We start from the raw sequence: 15,220 nt of genomic DNA on the forward strand, positions 1-15,220 counted from the left end.
ATTCTCGCGCTGGTCTTCCTCGTTTTCGTGCTCGGCCGTCCACCGAATGGGGGACCCTCCTTCGACCGAATGACCGCTAGCGCAGCCATGCCGTGGGCGAGACGCTAGAGGTATGGAAAATGCTGCTGTGCGGGTGCGCAATCTTCGAAAGCTCTATGGCTCGAACTCGGCTGTCGATGACGTCTCGTTCGATATCGAACAGGGCGAGACATTCGCCCTTCTGGGCCCGAACGGCGCCGGCAAGTCAACGACCGTGGAAATACTCGAGGGATATCGAAATCGCACCAGCGGCGACGTGAGCGTCGTCGGTGTCGACCCGAGCGACGGAAACCTCGCATGGCGCGCCCGACTGGGGATCGTGCTGCAGAGCACCGGCCAGGCGGCAACCTTCACAGTGCGAGAGCAACTGCGCCAATTCGCTGGGTACTATCCACGCCCGCGAAACGTCGAGGAAGTCATCGCCGCAGTAGGGCTTGAGGAGAAAGCTGCAACTCAGATCTCCAAGCTCTCGGGCGGTCAACAGCGTCGCGTCGATGTGGCTCTCGGCATTATCGGCCGGCCGGAGCTGCTCTTTCTTGACGAGCCGACGACGGGGTTCGACCCGCAAGCACGACGCGAGTTCTGGGACCTCATCCGTCAACTGAAGCGCGAAGGCACGACGATCCTGCTGACGACCCACTATCTCGATGAAGCGGCGCAACTCGCGGACCGGGTTGCCGTGATCAACCACGGCAAGCTGCAGGCGATTGGGCCCCTCGACACTTTCGGCGGAGAAGAAGCACGGATGCCGGTCGTCCACTGGCGGGAGGGCGGTCAACGCCGCGAGCACCGCACCAGCGAGCCGTGGGCATTCGTTTCTGCGCTCGCCGACCGAAGCGGAGGCGAACTACCGGAACTAGAGATTCGCCGGCCAACTTTGGAGGACATTTACCTCGGGATGGTTGCGCACGACGTGAAAGAGGAGATTCAGCAATGAGCGCCACAACCGTGACCCGGACCCTACCCACATTCCATGTGTTTCGTCAGGGCATCCGCCGCGCCGGATACGAAATTCGCGGATACATTCGCTCGCCCGAGACGATCGTGTTCACCTTTCTCTTCCCGATAATGCTGCTGGGCCTGTTTAGCGTTGTCTTCGGCGGCGATGGCCCCACGAGTTACGGGCCGGGGCTTCCCGAAGTCTCGGCAGTGGACCTTTACCTGCCGAGCATGTTGGCCGCCGGCATCCTGCTTTCTGGGCTGCAGAACTTGGCGATAGATATTGCCGTCGAACGGCATAACGGAACACTGAAACACCTGGGTGGTACCCCGCTGTCTCCGGTGAGCTACTTTCTTGGCAAGATCGGACAGGTGCTCGTCACAGCGATTGCGCAAGCTGCAGTTCTGCTGGCGTTCGCGGTGTGGGTACTTGGCGCCACTGTGCCGACAACAATCGAAGCGTGGGCGACATTCGCATGGGTATTTTTGCTAGGACTCGTGACGTCGGCGCTGCTTGGCATCGGGATTTCTGCCCTGCCCCGATCCGCGAAGGGCGCAACTGGTGTTGTGATTCCTATCGTGCTCGTGCTGCAGTTCATCTCCGGGGTTTACCTCTTTTTCTGGTTGTTGCCGGAATGGCTCCAGAACATCGCGAATCTCTTTCCGCTCGCGTGGCTTGCAAAGGGAATGCGTTCGGTTTTTCTGCCCGCTGACTACGCCACCCTTGAACAGTCGGGTGAGTGGGGCCTTGGCGCGATAGCGGCCGTCTTGGCCATCTGGCTTGTCGTCGGTCTTGTGCTCAGTCGGCTGACTTTCCGCTGGATTCGACGAGACGCGTAGCCTGAGACGTGCGCGTTCGTGTGCGAAAAACAGCAAGGGCATCGAAATGACCGGTCGGCGATGGTGGGATGCTGTCATCCCTGGCTTCACGGCTGTCATCGCTGTGATCGCTGTTCTTTTCCAGGGAGACCCCGGCCAGCGTGACGTTCTTGTTGTTGCCCTGGCGTCGTTGCTTTTCGTGGGTTGTTACTTCGTGCTGGGCCGCGGTCTACTGACGTCAACGTCAGCCGCCCGTGCCGCGTGGTTCTGCGGAGGGTTGTGCGTGGCACTTGTCATGGGCATCGCCGCAGCTCCCTTCTTCGCTATTTTGCAGACCCTGGCCTACCCGCTGGTGTGGGTGACGACTCGCTCTCGGGTGGGCGGTGCTCTTGGCTCGGCCGCTATCGGGCTGGCGGTCTTTGCGGGGTTCGCAGTGGGTGGAGGCTTCACCACCGAAGCGCTGGCATCAGGGTTTGCGTCCGGCGGACTATCGGTGATTTTCGCCATCGCGATGGGGCTCTGGATCACCAGCATCACTGAATACGGGGCCGAGCGTGCGCGGCTTGTCGCGGAACTCACGGCGGCGCAATCTGTCGTGGCTGCGCTCAATCACGACCGCGGGATCGCGGCTGAGCGTGAACGCATCGCCCGAGATATTCACGACACTCTTGCTCAAACTCTCGCGGGCCTTGTGCTGCTGAGCGAGCTCTCTTCACGCCACATTCGAGACGGCAAGGCGGATGCCGCAGCCCAAACGATCGAGACAGTAGAACGAACAGCGCGCGAAGCGCTGAACGAATCGCGCGCGTTGGTTGCACGAATGGCAGCTGTTCCCTCCGATGACGCGCTCGCGGCAGCCATCGAGCGTCTCGCAGAGAGATTCCGCACCGAGGTGGGATTGACGATCGATGTCTCGGTGGATGCGGGCGCTGCTCTGCCGCGCGACGGCCAAGTCGTATTGCTGCGCTGCCTACAGGAGGCGCTCGCAAACGTGCGAAAGCATGCGCATGCGACTCTCGTGACGGTATCTCTCACCTCTGACGACGATGAGATTGTCATGTCGGTGCGCGATGACGGGGTGGGGTTCGACTCATCCCGCGCTCATCGCGGCTTTGGGCTCGACGGCATTGTCGACCGTGTGGTGCTTGCTGGCGGAGCGGTCGTTATCGACTCAACACCCGGATCGGGTACGCAACTGAACGTGAGGGTGCCGAAACAGTGATTCGACTTCTGATTGCAGACGACCACCCCGTCGTTCGGGCGGGTCTTGCGGGCCTCTTCGGCAACGAGCCGGGGTTTGACGTTGTCGGCCAAGTCGCTGATGGCGCAGCCGCAGTAAAGCTGGCAGCCGAGACACGACCCGACGTTGTACTCATGGATCTCCGGATGCCGGTGCTCGACGGCGTCGCTGCAACCGCCGAGATCGTGGCGCTTGGCGCCGGCGCGCCGCGAGTGCTCATTCTCACGACCTACGAATCAGACGATCAGATTCTCAGTGCGATCGAGGCAGGAGCTGCCGGGTACCTGCTCAAAGCGGCACCGCAGGAGGAGATTGTCGCGGGCATCAGGTCAGTCGCACAGGGCCAGACGGCGCTATCGCCGCAGGTTGCCGCACGTTTGGTACAGCGAATGCATGTGCCCGTGGCATCCGTTTCGCTCACTGCCCGAGAAACCGAAGTTCTCCGTCTTGTCGCGCAGGGGCAGAGCAACAAACAAATCGGCGTGCAGCTTGGTATCGGAGAGTCGACGGTGAAAACACACCTGTTGCGTGTCTTCGAGAAGCTGGACGTCACCGACCGCACGCGTGCGGTAACTCTCGCGATGGAGCGCGGACTCTTGACGTAAGAAGTCCGCGCTCCATGGTTTGGCCGGCTACACCTCGACGAGGTAACGCTCGTAGGCGGTGAGGGTTAAGAAGGCCGGGAATTCCGGACGCAATGCCACATCGCGAAAGATTTGAGCCGCGTCGTCGAAACGATCGCCATCGAACCGCTCGGCACTCTGTAGCACCTGAGAGATGAGTTCTTCGATGTATCCCACGGTGATCGCGGTGCCCTCTTGCGTCTCGCGATCCTGGTGAATCCACTGCCACACCTGGGATCGTGAGATCTCGGCCGTTGCGGCATCCTCCATGAGATTGTCGATCGCGACGGCGCCGAGTCCGCGCAGCCACGCTTCGAGGTAGCGGATGGCAACAGACACGTTCGCATGCACGCCGGCGGCCGTCACCGGCAGCCCGATGTGCACGTTCAGCAGATCTGCTGCCATCACCTCAACATCGTCGCGCTGACGATCGAGCTGGTTGGGGCGCTCGCCGAGAACAGCATCGAACTCAGCCCGGGCGACCGGAATGAGGTCAGGATGCGCGACCCACGTGCCGTCGAAACCATCGCCTGCCTCGCGCTTCTTGTCGGCGGCAACCTTCTCGAATGCTTGGGCCGTCACCTCCGGGTCGCGGCGGTTCGGGATGAATGCACTCATCCCGCCGATCGCGAACGCACCCCGCTTGTGGCAGGTTTTCACGAGGAGGTCGGTGTAGGAGCGCATGAATGGAACAGTCATGGTGACTTCGCTGCGATCTGGCAACACGAACCGAGCTCCACGCCCGCGGTAGTTCTTGATGATCGAGAAGATGTAGTCCCAGCGCCCGGCGTTCAGCCCCGCGCAGTGGTCGCGCAGCTCGAACAAGATTTCTTCCATCTCGAATGCGGCAGGCAGCGTCTCGATCAATACCGTCGCGCGGATCGTGCCGTGCGGAATATCGAGGTACTGCTCGCTGAAGGTGAAGATGTCATCCCACAACTTCGCTTCAGCAGCGTTTTCGAGCTTGGCGATGTAGAAGTACGGGCCCGCACCGTTCGCGATCAACCGGGTTGCATTGTGGAAGAAGTACAACCCGAAATCAACGAGAGACCCGGATGCCGCAAGGCTTCGCCCCGAGAGGTCCGTGTAGCTCATGTGCTTTTCGCCGAGGTGCCAGCCGCGCGGTCGCATAACGATTGTCGGAGTGTGCTCTGCGGTCACCTCGTAGCGCTTCCCGGCAGCGTTCGTGAAGCTCAGCTCGCCTCGGATCGCATCGCGCAGCGAGAGCTGACCCTCGATTACGTTCTTCCAGGTCGGGCTCGTGGCATCCTCTTGATCGGCAAGCCAGACCTTCGCGCCCGAGTTGAGAGCATTGATGGTCATCTTGGGGTCTGTTGGTCCCGTGATCTCAACGCGACGATCTTCAAGGCCCGGGCCGGCACCCGCGACTCGCCACTCGGTGTCGTCACGGATATGCGCTGTGTCATCGCGGAACTGAGGGTCGTGCCCGTTGCCGATTTCGAAGCGACGGCGCTCGCGGTCGGCGAGGCGGTCGTGTCTGCGCCCGGCAAAGCGGTGATGCAATTGCTCGAGGAAAGAAAGCGCTTCTGAGGTGAGGATTTCGTCGTAGCGCTCGCCGAGGTGCCCGAGCACTGTGATGCCCGGTGCTGTTTGGCCTGCTGTCTGAGGTGGAGCGGGGGGAGCCGTCGTGAGAGTCATGTTCGTGCCTTTCGATTCAAGTTGCGAAAAAGTGAATATCCCTGCCGCCGAGGGGTCGCAACACGCCGTAATGGGGGCGGCGTTGCGATGGGGATGCGGCGTGTTGCGACCCTTCGGCAGTGGGGTGTGGGGCGGTGGGGTCAGTGGAATTGGGCGGTTTCGGTCGAACCGGCGAGAGCGAGGGTTGCGCTCTCGGGGTTCAGGGCTGTCGAGATCGTGTCGAAGTAGCCCGTGCCGACCTCACGCTGATGCTTGGTGGCGGTGTAGCCCCGCGACTCAGCGGCGAATTCGGCTTCTTGCAGTTCGACGTAGGCGCTCATCGCGTTCTGTGCGTAGCCGGCGGCAAGATCGAACATCGAGTAGTTGACGGCATGGAAGCCCGCCAGGGTGATGAACTGGAACGCATACCCGAGGGATGCCAACTCTTCCTGGAAGCTCGCAATCTGAGCATCGTCAAGATGACGTTTCCAGTTGAAGCTTGGCGAGCAGTTGTACGCGAGCATTTTGCCGGGGAACTGTTCGTGGATCGCTGTTGCGAAGTCGCGAGCGAGTTCGATGTCAGGCGCACCGGTCTCCACCCAGAGCAGATCGGCGTACGGTGCGAACGCAAGACCACGACTGATGACGGCATCGAGTCCCGGCTTCACACGGTAGAAGCCTTCGCTTGTGCGTTCTCCCGTCGTGAATTCGCGGTCGCGGTCGTCGATGTCGCTCGTGAGCAGGTCTGCTGCCAGTGCATCTGTTCTCGCAATGATCACAGTGGGCACGTCGGCGACGTCGGCTGCGAGCCGCGCCGCGTTCAGCGTGCGGATGTGCTGACGGGTCGGAACGAGAACCTTTCCGCCGAGGTGCCCGCACTTCTTTTCGCTCGCCAATTGGTCTTCCCAATGGATGCCGGCCGCACCCGCCTGGATGAGGGACTGTGCGAGCTCGAACGCGTTCAGGGGGCCGCCGAATCCGGCTTCAGCGTCGGCAACGATGGGAGCCATCCAGTCTTGGGTGATCGTGCCCTCGGCGTGCTCGAGTTGATCTTGACGCAGGAGCGCATTGTTGATGCGTCGAACGACAGCGGGGACCGAGTTGGCTGGGTACAGGCTCTGGTCGGGGTAGGTCTCACCCGCGAGGTTGCCGTCGGCTGCCACCTGCCACCCGGAAAGGTAGATCGCTTTGAGTCCTGCGCGCACCTGCTGCACTGCCTGGCCACCGGTGTAGGCGCCGAGTGCCCGAATGTACTCCTCGGTGTGCAGGAGGTTCCAGAGGTTCTCCGCGCCGCGACGTGCGAGCGTGTTCTCTTCGCGAACCGATCCGCGCAGGCGGATGACATCTTCGGCAGTAAAGGTGCGTTCGACGCCATCCCAGCGCGGGTCGCTTTCCCACATGGCCGCGAGTTCTGCTGCGGTCTGCGTCTGATCTCCCGCACGCAGCGGGGGCTGTCCAGGCGTGGCGTGGATCATGATGTCTTCCTCCATTGGATGCCGGAACTTTCGTGTTCCGTTGTTCGATGTGGCTCCACTCTGAGTCAAGTTCGACACTGTCTATGGTCAAATCGGGAGAGAATTTCACGCGTTTTTCACAAAATGTGACATACTCACCGCCATGACGATCGAAGAAGATCTCGCCGACGGCGCAGAGGCCGAAGAGCCAGATGCTGACGCGCTCACGATTGGCCGCCGCATCCGTCAGCTGAGACTTGAACGCGGACTCACTCTTGACGCACTGGCGCGCGCAGTAAAGCGCGTGCCAAGCCAGCTGTCGATGATCGAAACCGGCAAGCGCGAACCCAAGCTCACGCTGCTGCGGGAGATTGCGCATGCGCTCAAGGTCCCGATGGAGGCGCTTGTTGAATCGGAGCCGCTTGACGAACGAGCAACGCTGGAGATTTCGCTGGAGCGGGCGATGCACAGCCAGACATTCTCAGCGCTCGGGATAGCACCATTTCGCATCGCTAAATCGATGCCCGACGAGGCAATACGCACAATGCTCGCGCTACAGGGTGAGATTGAACGCCTCCGAGATGAGCGTTCGGCAACACCAGAAGAGGCGCGGCGCGCAAATGTCGAGCTGCGCCACCTCATGCGGCATCAAGACAATTACTTCGACACTCTCGAGGCGACAGCGCGAGAGCTTCTTTCGGCGGTTGGGCATGCCGGCGGACCATTGACGCAGCGAACCGCCAGCGATATCGCCGCCCATCTTGGCTTCACGCTGCACTACGTGCCCGACCTGCCGCAAACCACGAGAAGCGTTGCCGACCTGAAGAATGGCCGACTCTACCTTTCGACTCGCGTGGCCAAAGCCGACCCTCGGACTGCTGTCTTGCAGGCGCTCTCGGCCCGAGTTCTCGGGCACACCGAACCGTCAAGCTACGCCGACTTCTTGCGACAAAGGGTGGAGACCAACTACCTCACGGGTGCGCTTTTGATTCCAGAAGCACACGTGGTCCCCGCGCTCGTCGAAGCAAAAAAGGCGAGGTCTATTTCGATCGAAGATCTGCGCGATACCTATTCTGTCTCTTATGAAACAGCCGCGCACAGGTTCACCAACCTCGCAACTGTGCACCTCGGCATCCCGGTGCACTTTCTCAAGGTGCACGAGTCGGGCACGATCACCAAGGCATACGAGAACGACGATGTGAACTTTCCGAGCGACCGGCTCGGGTCGATCGAAGGCCAGATGTGCTGCCGAAAGTGGACGAGCCGAGTGGTCTTCGATGAAGACGACAGATTCAATCCCTATTACCAATACACCGACACCGGAAACGGCACGTACTGGTGCACAGCTCGAGTTGAAGCATCGAGCGAAGGCGAGCACTCGGTTAGCGTCGGTGTGAGATTCGACGACACGAAATGGTTCATCGGCCGAGACACCGCCAATCGCGGGGTTTCGCGGCATTCCGTCGACGTGTGCTGTCGACGGGCGCCGGCTGAGCTCGAATCGACGTGGCGAGAAAACGCGTGGCCGAATGTGCGCACGCCGCGGACCCTGTTGGCGACGTTGCCGACGGGATCATTTCCGGGTGTCGACTCGACGGACGTCTATAAATTTCTCGAGGCCCACGCGCCGAACTGAACCCTCATGCCAGCTCGTCGCTCGTGGCTTCGAACGCGGCCCATAGCTCGGCGCGGGTGCCGAAATGAGAGAGGTCTCGTTTCAGTACTTTCTCGGCCTGCGCTATGCGTGCACGCACCGTATGGCGGTGGACGCGCAGCACTCGGGCAGTCGTCTCATAGGAGCAGTTGTTTGCGAGCCACACGCGCAAGGAGTTTTCGAGCTCAGATCGCTCGCGCTCGTCGAGAGCTCGGAGCGGTGCGAGTGAGGCTCTCGCGAAAGTCCGCGCGTCAGCTGTGTCTAAGACAGCGCGGATGCCGGCGCGCGACACCTCCGAAAACACGCTGACGCTGTCACGCCCACGTTTGCGGGCTAGAAGCGCTTGCTCGTAGCCCGTTGAGAAGTCATCCCAGTGCGCGTGCTCAGCGACGCCGAGCCGTACGTCGAAGAGCTCGGTCATGTCAGCGAACACGGCACCATTCCCGCCGGCGCCAAGGAGCAGCACGAGCGCGTCATCACAGCGCCCGAAGAACAGTGCACCTTGCTGCTCTTCGGCGCGTAGCTCCAGCCACTCGGCGAGGGGCGCGATGGCGGTCGATCCCGCCGATGTGACGCCGATGGTTAGTGGCGGCGCGGGGAGCGGCCCGAATACCTCGCGGGCAAGTTTCGCTGCGAGAGTCGGGTTCTGTGCGCGAAGCGCCTGGAGAACGCCGGCGCGCAGCTGGGTTCGTGCGCGCTGCAAATTCTGCTGCTGCTCAAGGGCCAGGCCAGCCATCGCGACCACCGATGTCACCAGGCCTCGACTCTCCTGATCGAGTTCGCCGCCTCCGATGGCAATAACGCCACGCAAGCGGCCGCCACGCCCTAGTGTTTGCAGACTGAACGAAGTCTGCTCGATACGGAAGGACGACCCGGCACGCGCATTGCGGCGCAGCACCCCGCGCACTTCGTCGGATAATGCTCCCATTGTGGATTCTGAGAGACCGGCTTCGGGATGCTGGCGCGTCAGGCTCCCGCTCGCGTCGAAAAGCCCGACCCACGCGCCGAGTTGACGAGAGAGTTCGGTGAGCGTGGCGCCGAGGGCATTGGGGCGAAGTGCCGCCAGGGAGATCGCGCGCTGAGCTGACAGCGCCCATGACCTGCGGGCGTACGAGAGCGCAGCGATAGCTTCGGCATTCGCGCGAGCGATTGCGATGAAAGGCGTGACGTACGGCACCTCGAAGAGCGGGATGCTGTGCGCTTGACACGCAGCGCGAAGCGGCTCGGGGATGCCCTCGCGCACAACCTCGGTGCCGAATCCGAGGGCAACAACCCCTCGTCGCTTTAGACGAGCCACATAGTCATCGAACGAAGCGGGGCTCTCGTCGGTGAACTGGGTTCCTGTCGTGAGGAGGGCGAGTCCATCCGAAAGGAAGGGCGTCGGATCAGCGAGATCCGAGCTGTGAACCCAGCGAACGTCCTGCTCTAGAGCACCAGGCGGAAGGGACTCGGGTGACGAGGCAAGGCGCAGCCCGAGGTCAGTGCGGCCGAGAAGCGCGCTGAGGGTTGGTCTATCTGCCGTCGAGTCGCCGGTGCCGCCCATATACATCCTGTCTACTTCTCTGGCCCAAACTGTACAGCCCGGCGAGTGCGGTGCGGAAGATTCACTTCTACGCTCACGGCCATGAGCATCACCAGCCCCCAGTCCACAGCGATCAGCGGCGGGCCCCAGCTTCCGCAGCAGCGATTTCTCTCGACGACGATTCCCGGGCCGCGTTCGAAGGAGCTACTCGCGCGGAAGGCCGACTCTGTGCCCGCGGGAGTCGGACACACCGTCCCGATTGCCGCTGTCGCCGCAGGCGGTGGCGTGATCATCGACGCTGACGGCAACAGCCTCATCGATCTGGGGTCGGGTATCGCTGTCACGACGGTCGGTAACGCGCACCCGGCTGTTGTCGCCGCTGTGCAAGAACAGGTCGCGCGTTTTACTCACACCTGCTTCATGATCTCGCCCTACGAGTCGTACGTTGCTGTCGCCGAGGCGCTGAACCGCCTGACACCAGGACGGTACGCGAAGAAGACGGCGCTGTTCAATTCGGGTGCAGAGGCAGTAGAAAACGCCGTCAAAGTTGCTCGAAAATTCACAGGCAAGCAGGCAGTTGTCGCTTTCGATAACGCGTATCACGGCCGCACCAATCTCACGATGGCGCTGACTGCGAAGTCGATGCCCTACAAGAGTGGATTCGGTCCGTTCGCGGGAGAGATCTATCGCGCCCCGACGTCGTATCCCTACCGGGATGGCTTGAGCGGGCCAGAAGCCGCCCGCAGAGCCATCTCCTTGATCGAGAAGCAGGTAGGAGCAGAGAACCTCGCAGCGATCATCATCGAACCCATTCAGGGTGAGGGCGGCTTCATCGTGCCGGCTGACGGTTTTCTCCCGGCCCTGGTTGCGTGGTGCCGGAAAAACGGTGTGGTCTTCATCGCTGATGAAGTGCAGACCGGGTTCGCTCGCACTGGTGCCATGTTTGCAAGCTCGGGTTTCGGAATCGAGCCCGACCTCGTCACGACAGCGAAAGGCCTTGCCGCCGGCTTACCGCTCGCCGCCGTCACTGGCCGCGCCGAGATCATGGATGCCTCGCACGCGGGCGGGCTGGGGGGCACGTACGGCGGAAACCCGATTGCGTGTGCCGCAGCTCTCGCGGCAATCGACGTGTATGAGAACGATGCGCTCATCGAACGTGCTGTCGAAATCGAGAAGATCTTGTTCGCCCGGCTTGAAGAGATGCAGGCGCGGGACTCGCGGATAGGTGATGTGCGCGGGCGCGGAGCGATGGTGGCAGTCGAACTGGCGGATCCCGACACGGGTGCGCCCGACAGCGCGCTCGCGGCCGACATCGCGAAGGCGTGCATCGCCGCCGGCGTCATCGTGCTGACCTGCGGAACCTACGGCAACGTCATCCGGTTTTTGCCGCCGTTGTCGATCGGCGATGAGCTGCTGCATGAGGGCCTCGATGTTGTCGCCGAAGTAATGGCGCGCATCTGATGAACGGCGAGACAAAGGAGTCGATGATGGCCGAGATTAACCGCGATGTCGTGGTGGTAGGAGCGGGCGCAGCTGGGCTGACCGCAGCCAACGACCTGAGGAAGGCCGGGGTGTCGGTCGCTGTTCTCGAGGCCCGAGACCGCGTGGGAGGAAGATTGTGGACCGACGTCGTCGACGGCGCGATGCTCGAACTTGGCGGGCAGTGGGTGTCACCCGATCAAGATGCCTTGATCGACACCGTCGCGGAACTCGGCCTCGAAACCTTTAGTCGCTATCGCGAAGGCGAGAGCGTTTACATCGGGCCTGACGGCACATTGACCCGCTTCACGGGAGACATTTTTCCCGTGGCTCCCGCGACCGAGAAGATCATGGTCGATCTCATCGATCGACTTGACGTGATGGTCGCGCAGATGGATCCCGATCGCCCATGGGAGCACCCCGATGCTGAGGCTCTTGATCGTGTCTCGTTCGAAGGGTGGCTGCGCCAGCAGACGGATGACGCAGAAGCCGTCGACAACATCGCTCTCTTCATCGCAGGGGCGATGCTCACGAAGCCGCCGCATGCGTTTTCTGCACTGCAGGCGCTTCTCATGGCGGCAAGCGCAGGAAGCTTCACGAACCTCGTCGATGCTGACTTCATTCTGGATAAGCGTGTTGTGGGAGGCCTCCAGCAGGTGCCCCTCCTTCTGGCGGAGCGTCTGGGCGACGACGTGTACCTCGGTCAGCCTGTTCGTCGGCTGGAATGGGGAGACGGCGCGGTGACGGTGGCAGCAGACGGGGTCACCGTGCACGCGCGCGCGGCGGTTCTAGCCGTTCCGCCAGTTCTCTACAACCGCGTCTCATTCGTGCCGCCGCTACCGCGACTTCAGCACCAGCTGCACCAGCATCTGTCGATGGGTTTCGTTATCAAAGTCCACGCGGTGTACGACCGGCCCTTTTGGCGGGAACAGGGTCTGTCGGGAACCGCCTTCAGCCCCTATGAAATTTCGCACGAAGCTTACGACAACACCAACCACGGCGATGAACGCGGCACACTCGTGGGTTTTGTCTCTGATAAACATGCTGACGACCTTTTCCGGTTGAGCGCGGCGGAGCGAAAAGAGCGAATTCTCGAATCGCTTTCTCACTATTACGGTGACGAGGCGAAGTCTCCGGTCGTCTACTACGAAAGCGACTGGGGCAGCGAAGAATGGACTCGCGGAGCGTACGCGGCAAGCTTTGACCTCGGTGGTTTGCATCGATACGGGGCCGATCTTCGCACTGCCGTTGGCCCGATCCACTTCGCTTGTAGCGACCTCGCCGGTGCCGGGTACCAGCACGTCGACGGCGCGATTCGTATGGGCCATCTCGTCGCAAGTCAGATCGTGGCGCAGGTGAGGTCGTGAGTCGCTCCATCGTGGTGGGCTACACCGCGACGGACTCGGGAGCGGACGCTCTTGTCCTGGGTGCACGTCTCGCCGCGGCGAGCGGGAGCCAGCTCGAAATTGTGATCGTGCTGCCGTCCGATGATCGCAGCGTCATTACACCGCCGGACGCGGGTTTCGACCGGCATCTTCGTGAAGTCGCGCGTCAGTGGCTGGCGTCTGCCGCTGAACTTCTGCAGGATGCCGTCGCCCACAGCGGGCATATCAGGTACGGCGAATCGTTCGCCGAGGGGCTGATTGCGGCAGCCGCTGAGTTCAGCGCGAGCTATATCGTCGTCGGGGCTGGAAGCGGAGGGCTTCGTGGCAAGCACCGCCTCGGCACCGTCGCATCAGAACTGTTGCACTCGTCCGATGTCCCGGTGGTGCTCGCCCCGGAGGGTGCTCGGCACAATTCGCCGGGCGTAGCCATTGCACGGGTAACGGCGGCCGTAGGCACGCGGCCTGGTGCAGACGCGCTACTTGCCGAAGCGGTGGCGCTCGCTGCAGCAAGCGGCGCGAATCTGCGCTTGATCTCGCTTGCGACGGTGGACATGCCGCCGGGAACCGATACCGGGGCGATAAGACTCACCGGTGCCTCGCACGCACATGATGTCCTCGCGCAGGCGCACGATCAGCTGCCTCAGGGCGTCGATGCCCAGGTTCTCGTGGGCACGGGCGAAAGCATCGAAGATGCTGTGCAGGAGGTCGGGTGGGACCCGGACGAGATCGTGATGGTCGCATCAAGCCGTCTTGCTCAACCTCGGCGGCTCTTTCTCGGATCCACGGCAGCGAAAATGCTGCACGTTCTTTCGGTACCACTGATTGTCGTGCCTCGCACGCGTGCAACGGAAGGAGCACGGCAATGAGCACTCCAGAACAGAAATCAACCTCGAGTGAAGCAGTCACAGGAGGGTTGTCTTCGAAAGGATTGAGCGCCGGCACCGTCGGGCTCATCGGCGCTGTGGTGATCGGCATTTCGTGTATCGCTCCGGCGTACACACTGACGGCGGCGCTTGGGCCGACGGTATCGGCGGTCGGTGTGCAGGTTCCCGCCATCATCCTTGTCGGGTTCATCCCGATGCTGCTCGTCGCATTTGGCTACCGCGAGTTGAATAACCGGATGCCTGACTCTGGGACGTCGTTCACTTGGGCGACGCGCGCGTTCGGTCCGTGGGTGGGCTGGATGGCAGGGTGGGGGCTGATCGCTGCCACGATCCTCGTGTTGTCGAATCTCGCGGGCATTGCCGTCGATTTTCTGTTCCTTCTGATTGCACAGCTCTCTGGAAATGATTCGATTGCTGACCTCGCATCGAATCCGTTCATCAACGTTGCGGTGTGTCTGCTTTTCATGCTGGGCGCGACGATGATCTCCTACCGAGATATGCAGACGACGCAGAAGCTCCAGTACGTACTCGTGAGTTTCCAAGTGGTCATTCTGGTCGTGTTTGCCGTCGCCGCCATCGTCGCGACGATGAATGGGAACGGGTTCGACCCCACGCCGATCGATTGGTCATGGTTCAACCCGTTTGCTGTTTCGTCTTTCAGCGCTTTCGCCGCTGGACTCTCACTCTCGATCTTCATCTTCTGGGGGTGGGATGTCACGCTCACGATGAATGAGGAGACGAAAGATCCCGACAAGACCCCCGGCCGCGCCGCCACGCTGACGGTCGTGGCGATCGTGACGCTCTACCTGTTGCTCGCCGTCTCGCTCATCATGTTCGCGGGAGTGGGTACAGGGGAGTACGGGCTCGGAAACCCAGACATTCAAGACAACGTGTTCTTCCACCTGTCAGGGCCAATCCTCGGACCGCTCGCGGCGCTCGTTTCGCTGGCTGTGCTCACAAGCTCGGCGTCGAGTCTGCAATCGACGTTCGTCTCGCCGGCGCGAACCCTCCTGGCGATGGGGCACTACGGGGCGCTTCCGAAGCGTTTTGCGACCGTGCACCCGAGGTTCTTCACCCCTGGCTTCGCAACGATCATCTCGGCGGTGGTCGCCTCGCTCTTTTACGCGGTCATGCGATTCGTGAGCGAGAACGTGTTGTGGGACACGATCACGGCACTCGGAATGATGATCTGCTTCTACTACGGCATCACCGCCTTCGCGTGCGTGTGGTACTTCCGAAAGCAATGGTTCGACTCAGCGCGGAACGTGTTCTTCACGTTCTTGTTCCCGCTCGTTGGTGGCGCAATTCTGGCGGTGCTTTTCGTGACGACTCTCGTCGATTCAATGAACCCGGACTACGGCAGTGGCTCGAGCATCTTCGGGCTCGGACTGGTGTTCGTCCTGGGGGTCACGGTCATCGGGATCGGGATCATCATCATGATCTGGCAGGCGGCGAAGCATCCCGCTTTCTTCAAAGGAGAGACGCTTGCAGTAGACGCGCCAGACACGCTTCGGCTACCGCGCCGCAAGTCAGCCTAAGAACCA

Annotated in this window: 12 protein-coding genes; 9 read left to right on the forward strand and 3 right to left on the reverse strand. The window is 61.8% G+C overall.

Annotated elements, in window-relative coordinates; translation table 11 throughout:
• Window positions 1-112: 112 nt before the first annotated feature.
• From G6N83_RS09465 to G6N83_RS09480, 4 genes are read left to right on the forward strand one after another with little or no spacing between them, the layout of a single operon-like run.
• Entirely contained in the window at window positions 113-976 is an 864-nt protein-coding gene (locus tag G6N83_RS09465; protein WP_165141488.1) for an ABC transporter ATP-binding protein, read from the forward strand.
• Window positions 973-1,818 (forward strand): ABC transporter permease, encoded by an 846-nt coding sequence (locus G6N83_RS09470; RefSeq protein ID WP_165141490.1) that lies wholly within the window; start codon window positions 973-975, stop codon window positions 1,816-1,818. Before G6N83_RS09465 ends, G6N83_RS09470 begins: the two co-directional genes overlap by 4 nt.
• 46 nt (window positions 1,819-1,864) lie before the next feature.
• The gene (locus G6N83_RS09475) at window positions 1,865-3,019 is read left to right on the forward strand and encodes a sensor histidine kinase (protein WP_165141492.1); all 1,155 of its coding nucleotides are present in this window, start codon (window positions 1,865-1,867) and stop codon (window positions 3,017-3,019) included.
• On the forward strand, window positions 3,016-3,642 hold the full coding sequence (locus tag G6N83_RS09480) for a response regulator (RefSeq protein WP_165141494.1): 627 nt from the start codon (window positions 3,016-3,018) through the stop codon (window positions 3,640-3,642). The genes G6N83_RS09475 and G6N83_RS09480 overlap by 4 nt, the downstream gene beginning before the upstream one ends.
• Before the next feature lie 27 nt (window positions 3,643-3,669).
• Here G6N83_RS09480 and aceB read toward each other — a convergent pair whose 3' ends face one another.
• Window positions 3,670-5,319: a malate synthase A gene (gene aceB / locus G6N83_RS09485; protein ID WP_165141496.1), complete on the reverse strand. Its 1,650-nt coding sequence runs from the start codon at window positions 5,317-5,319 to the stop codon at window positions 3,670-3,672.
• Between the two features lie 140 nt (window positions 5,320-5,459).
• The gene (gene aceA / locus G6N83_RS09490) at window positions 5,460-6,773 is read right to left on the reverse strand and encodes an isocitrate lyase (RefSeq protein WP_165141498.1); all 1,314 of its coding nucleotides are present in this window, start codon (window positions 6,771-6,773) and stop codon (window positions 5,460-5,462) included.
• A 142-nt stretch (window positions 6,774-6,915) separates the two neighbouring features.
• Here aceA and G6N83_RS09495 point away from each other — a divergent pair, with 142 nt between their 5' ends.
• The gene (locus G6N83_RS09495; protein WP_165141500.1) at window positions 6,916-8,388 is read left to right on the forward strand and encodes an XRE family transcriptional regulator; all 1,473 of its coding nucleotides are present in this window, start codon (window positions 6,916-6,918) and stop codon (window positions 8,386-8,388) included.
• A gap of 4 nt (window positions 8,389-8,392) precedes the next feature.
• On the opposite strand, the gene G6N83_RS09500 is transcribed toward G6N83_RS09495, so the two are convergent.
• On the reverse strand, window positions 8,393-9,949 hold the full coding sequence (locus tag G6N83_RS09500; RefSeq protein ID WP_165141502.1) for a PucR family transcriptional regulator: 1,557 nt from the start codon (window positions 9,947-9,949) through the stop codon (window positions 8,393-8,395).
• Between the two features lie 81 nt (window positions 9,950-10,030).
• Here G6N83_RS09500 and gabT point away from each other — a divergent pair, with 81 nt between their 5' ends.
• The 4 genes from gabT to G6N83_RS09520 are packed head-to-tail and all read left to right on the forward strand — an operon-like array spanning window position 10,031 to window position 15,214.
• The gene (gene gabT, locus G6N83_RS09505) at window positions 10,031-11,389 is read left to right on the forward strand and encodes a 4-aminobutyrate--2-oxoglutarate transaminase (RefSeq protein WP_165141504.1); all 1,359 of its coding nucleotides are present in this window, start codon (window positions 10,031-10,033) and stop codon (window positions 11,387-11,389) included.
• Window positions 11,390-11,415: 26 nt separating this feature from the next.
• Window positions 11,416-12,774, forward strand: a complete 1,359-nt coding sequence (locus G6N83_RS09510) for a flavin monoamine oxidase family protein (RefSeq protein WP_165141506.1) — start codon at window positions 11,416-11,418, stop codon at window positions 12,772-12,774.
• Entirely contained in the window at window positions 12,771-13,658 is an 888-nt protein-coding gene (locus G6N83_RS09515; RefSeq protein WP_165141508.1) for a universal stress protein, read from the forward strand. The genes G6N83_RS09510 and G6N83_RS09515 overlap by 4 nt, the downstream gene beginning before the upstream one ends.
• The gene (locus G6N83_RS09520) at window positions 13,655-15,214 is read left to right on the forward strand and encodes an APC family permease (protein WP_165141510.1); all 1,560 of its coding nucleotides are present in this window, start codon (window positions 13,655-13,657) and stop codon (window positions 15,212-15,214) included. Before G6N83_RS09515 ends, G6N83_RS09520 begins: the two co-directional genes overlap by 4 nt.
• Window positions 15,215-15,220 lie beyond the last annotated feature (6 nt).

The organism is Microbacterium endophyticum, from assembly GCF_011047135.1.
Taxonomy (GTDB): Bacteria; Actinomycetota; Actinomycetes; order Actinomycetales; family Microbacteriaceae; genus Microbacterium; species Microbacterium endophyticum.

Excerpts from the sequence above, each read along its gene's own strand:
- G6N83_RS09495 (WP_165141500.1), top strand. The coding sequence starts at position 6,916 with ATGACGATCGAAGAAGATCTCGCCGACGGCGCAGAGGCCGAAGAGCCA.
- aceA (WP_165141498.1), bottom strand. The coding sequence starts at position 6,773 with ATGATCCACGCCACGCCTGGACAGCCCCCGCTGCGTGCGGGAGATCAG.
- G6N83_RS09475 (WP_165141492.1), top strand. The coding sequence starts at position 1,865 with ATGACCGGTCGGCGATGGTGGGATGCTGTCATCCCTGGCTTCACGGCT.
- G6N83_RS09510 (WP_165141506.1), top strand. The coding sequence starts at position 11,416 with ATGGCCGAGATTAACCGCGATGTCGTGGTGGTAGGAGCGGGCGCAGCT.
- G6N83_RS09470 (WP_165141490.1), top strand. The coding sequence starts at position 973 with ATGAGCGCCACAACCGTGACCCGGACCCTACCCACATTCCATGTGTTT.
- G6N83_RS09520 (WP_165141510.1), top strand. The coding sequence starts at position 13,655 with ATGAGCACTCCAGAACAGAAATCAACCTCGAGTGAAGCAGTCACAGGA.
- G6N83_RS09465 (WP_165141488.1), top strand. The coding sequence starts at position 113 with ATGGAAAATGCTGCTGTGCGGGTGCGCAATCTTCGAAAGCTCTATGGC.
- G6N83_RS09500 (WP_165141502.1), bottom strand. The coding sequence starts at position 9,949 with ATGGGCGGCACCGGCGACTCGACGGCAGATAGACCAACCCTCAGCGCG.
- aceB (WP_165141496.1), bottom strand. The coding sequence starts at position 5,319 with ATGACTCTCACGACGGCTCCCCCCGCTCCACCTCAGACAGCAGGCCAA.
- gabT (WP_165141504.1), top strand. The coding sequence starts at position 10,031 with ATGAGCATCACCAGCCCCCAGTCCACAGCGATCAGCGGCGGGCCCCAG.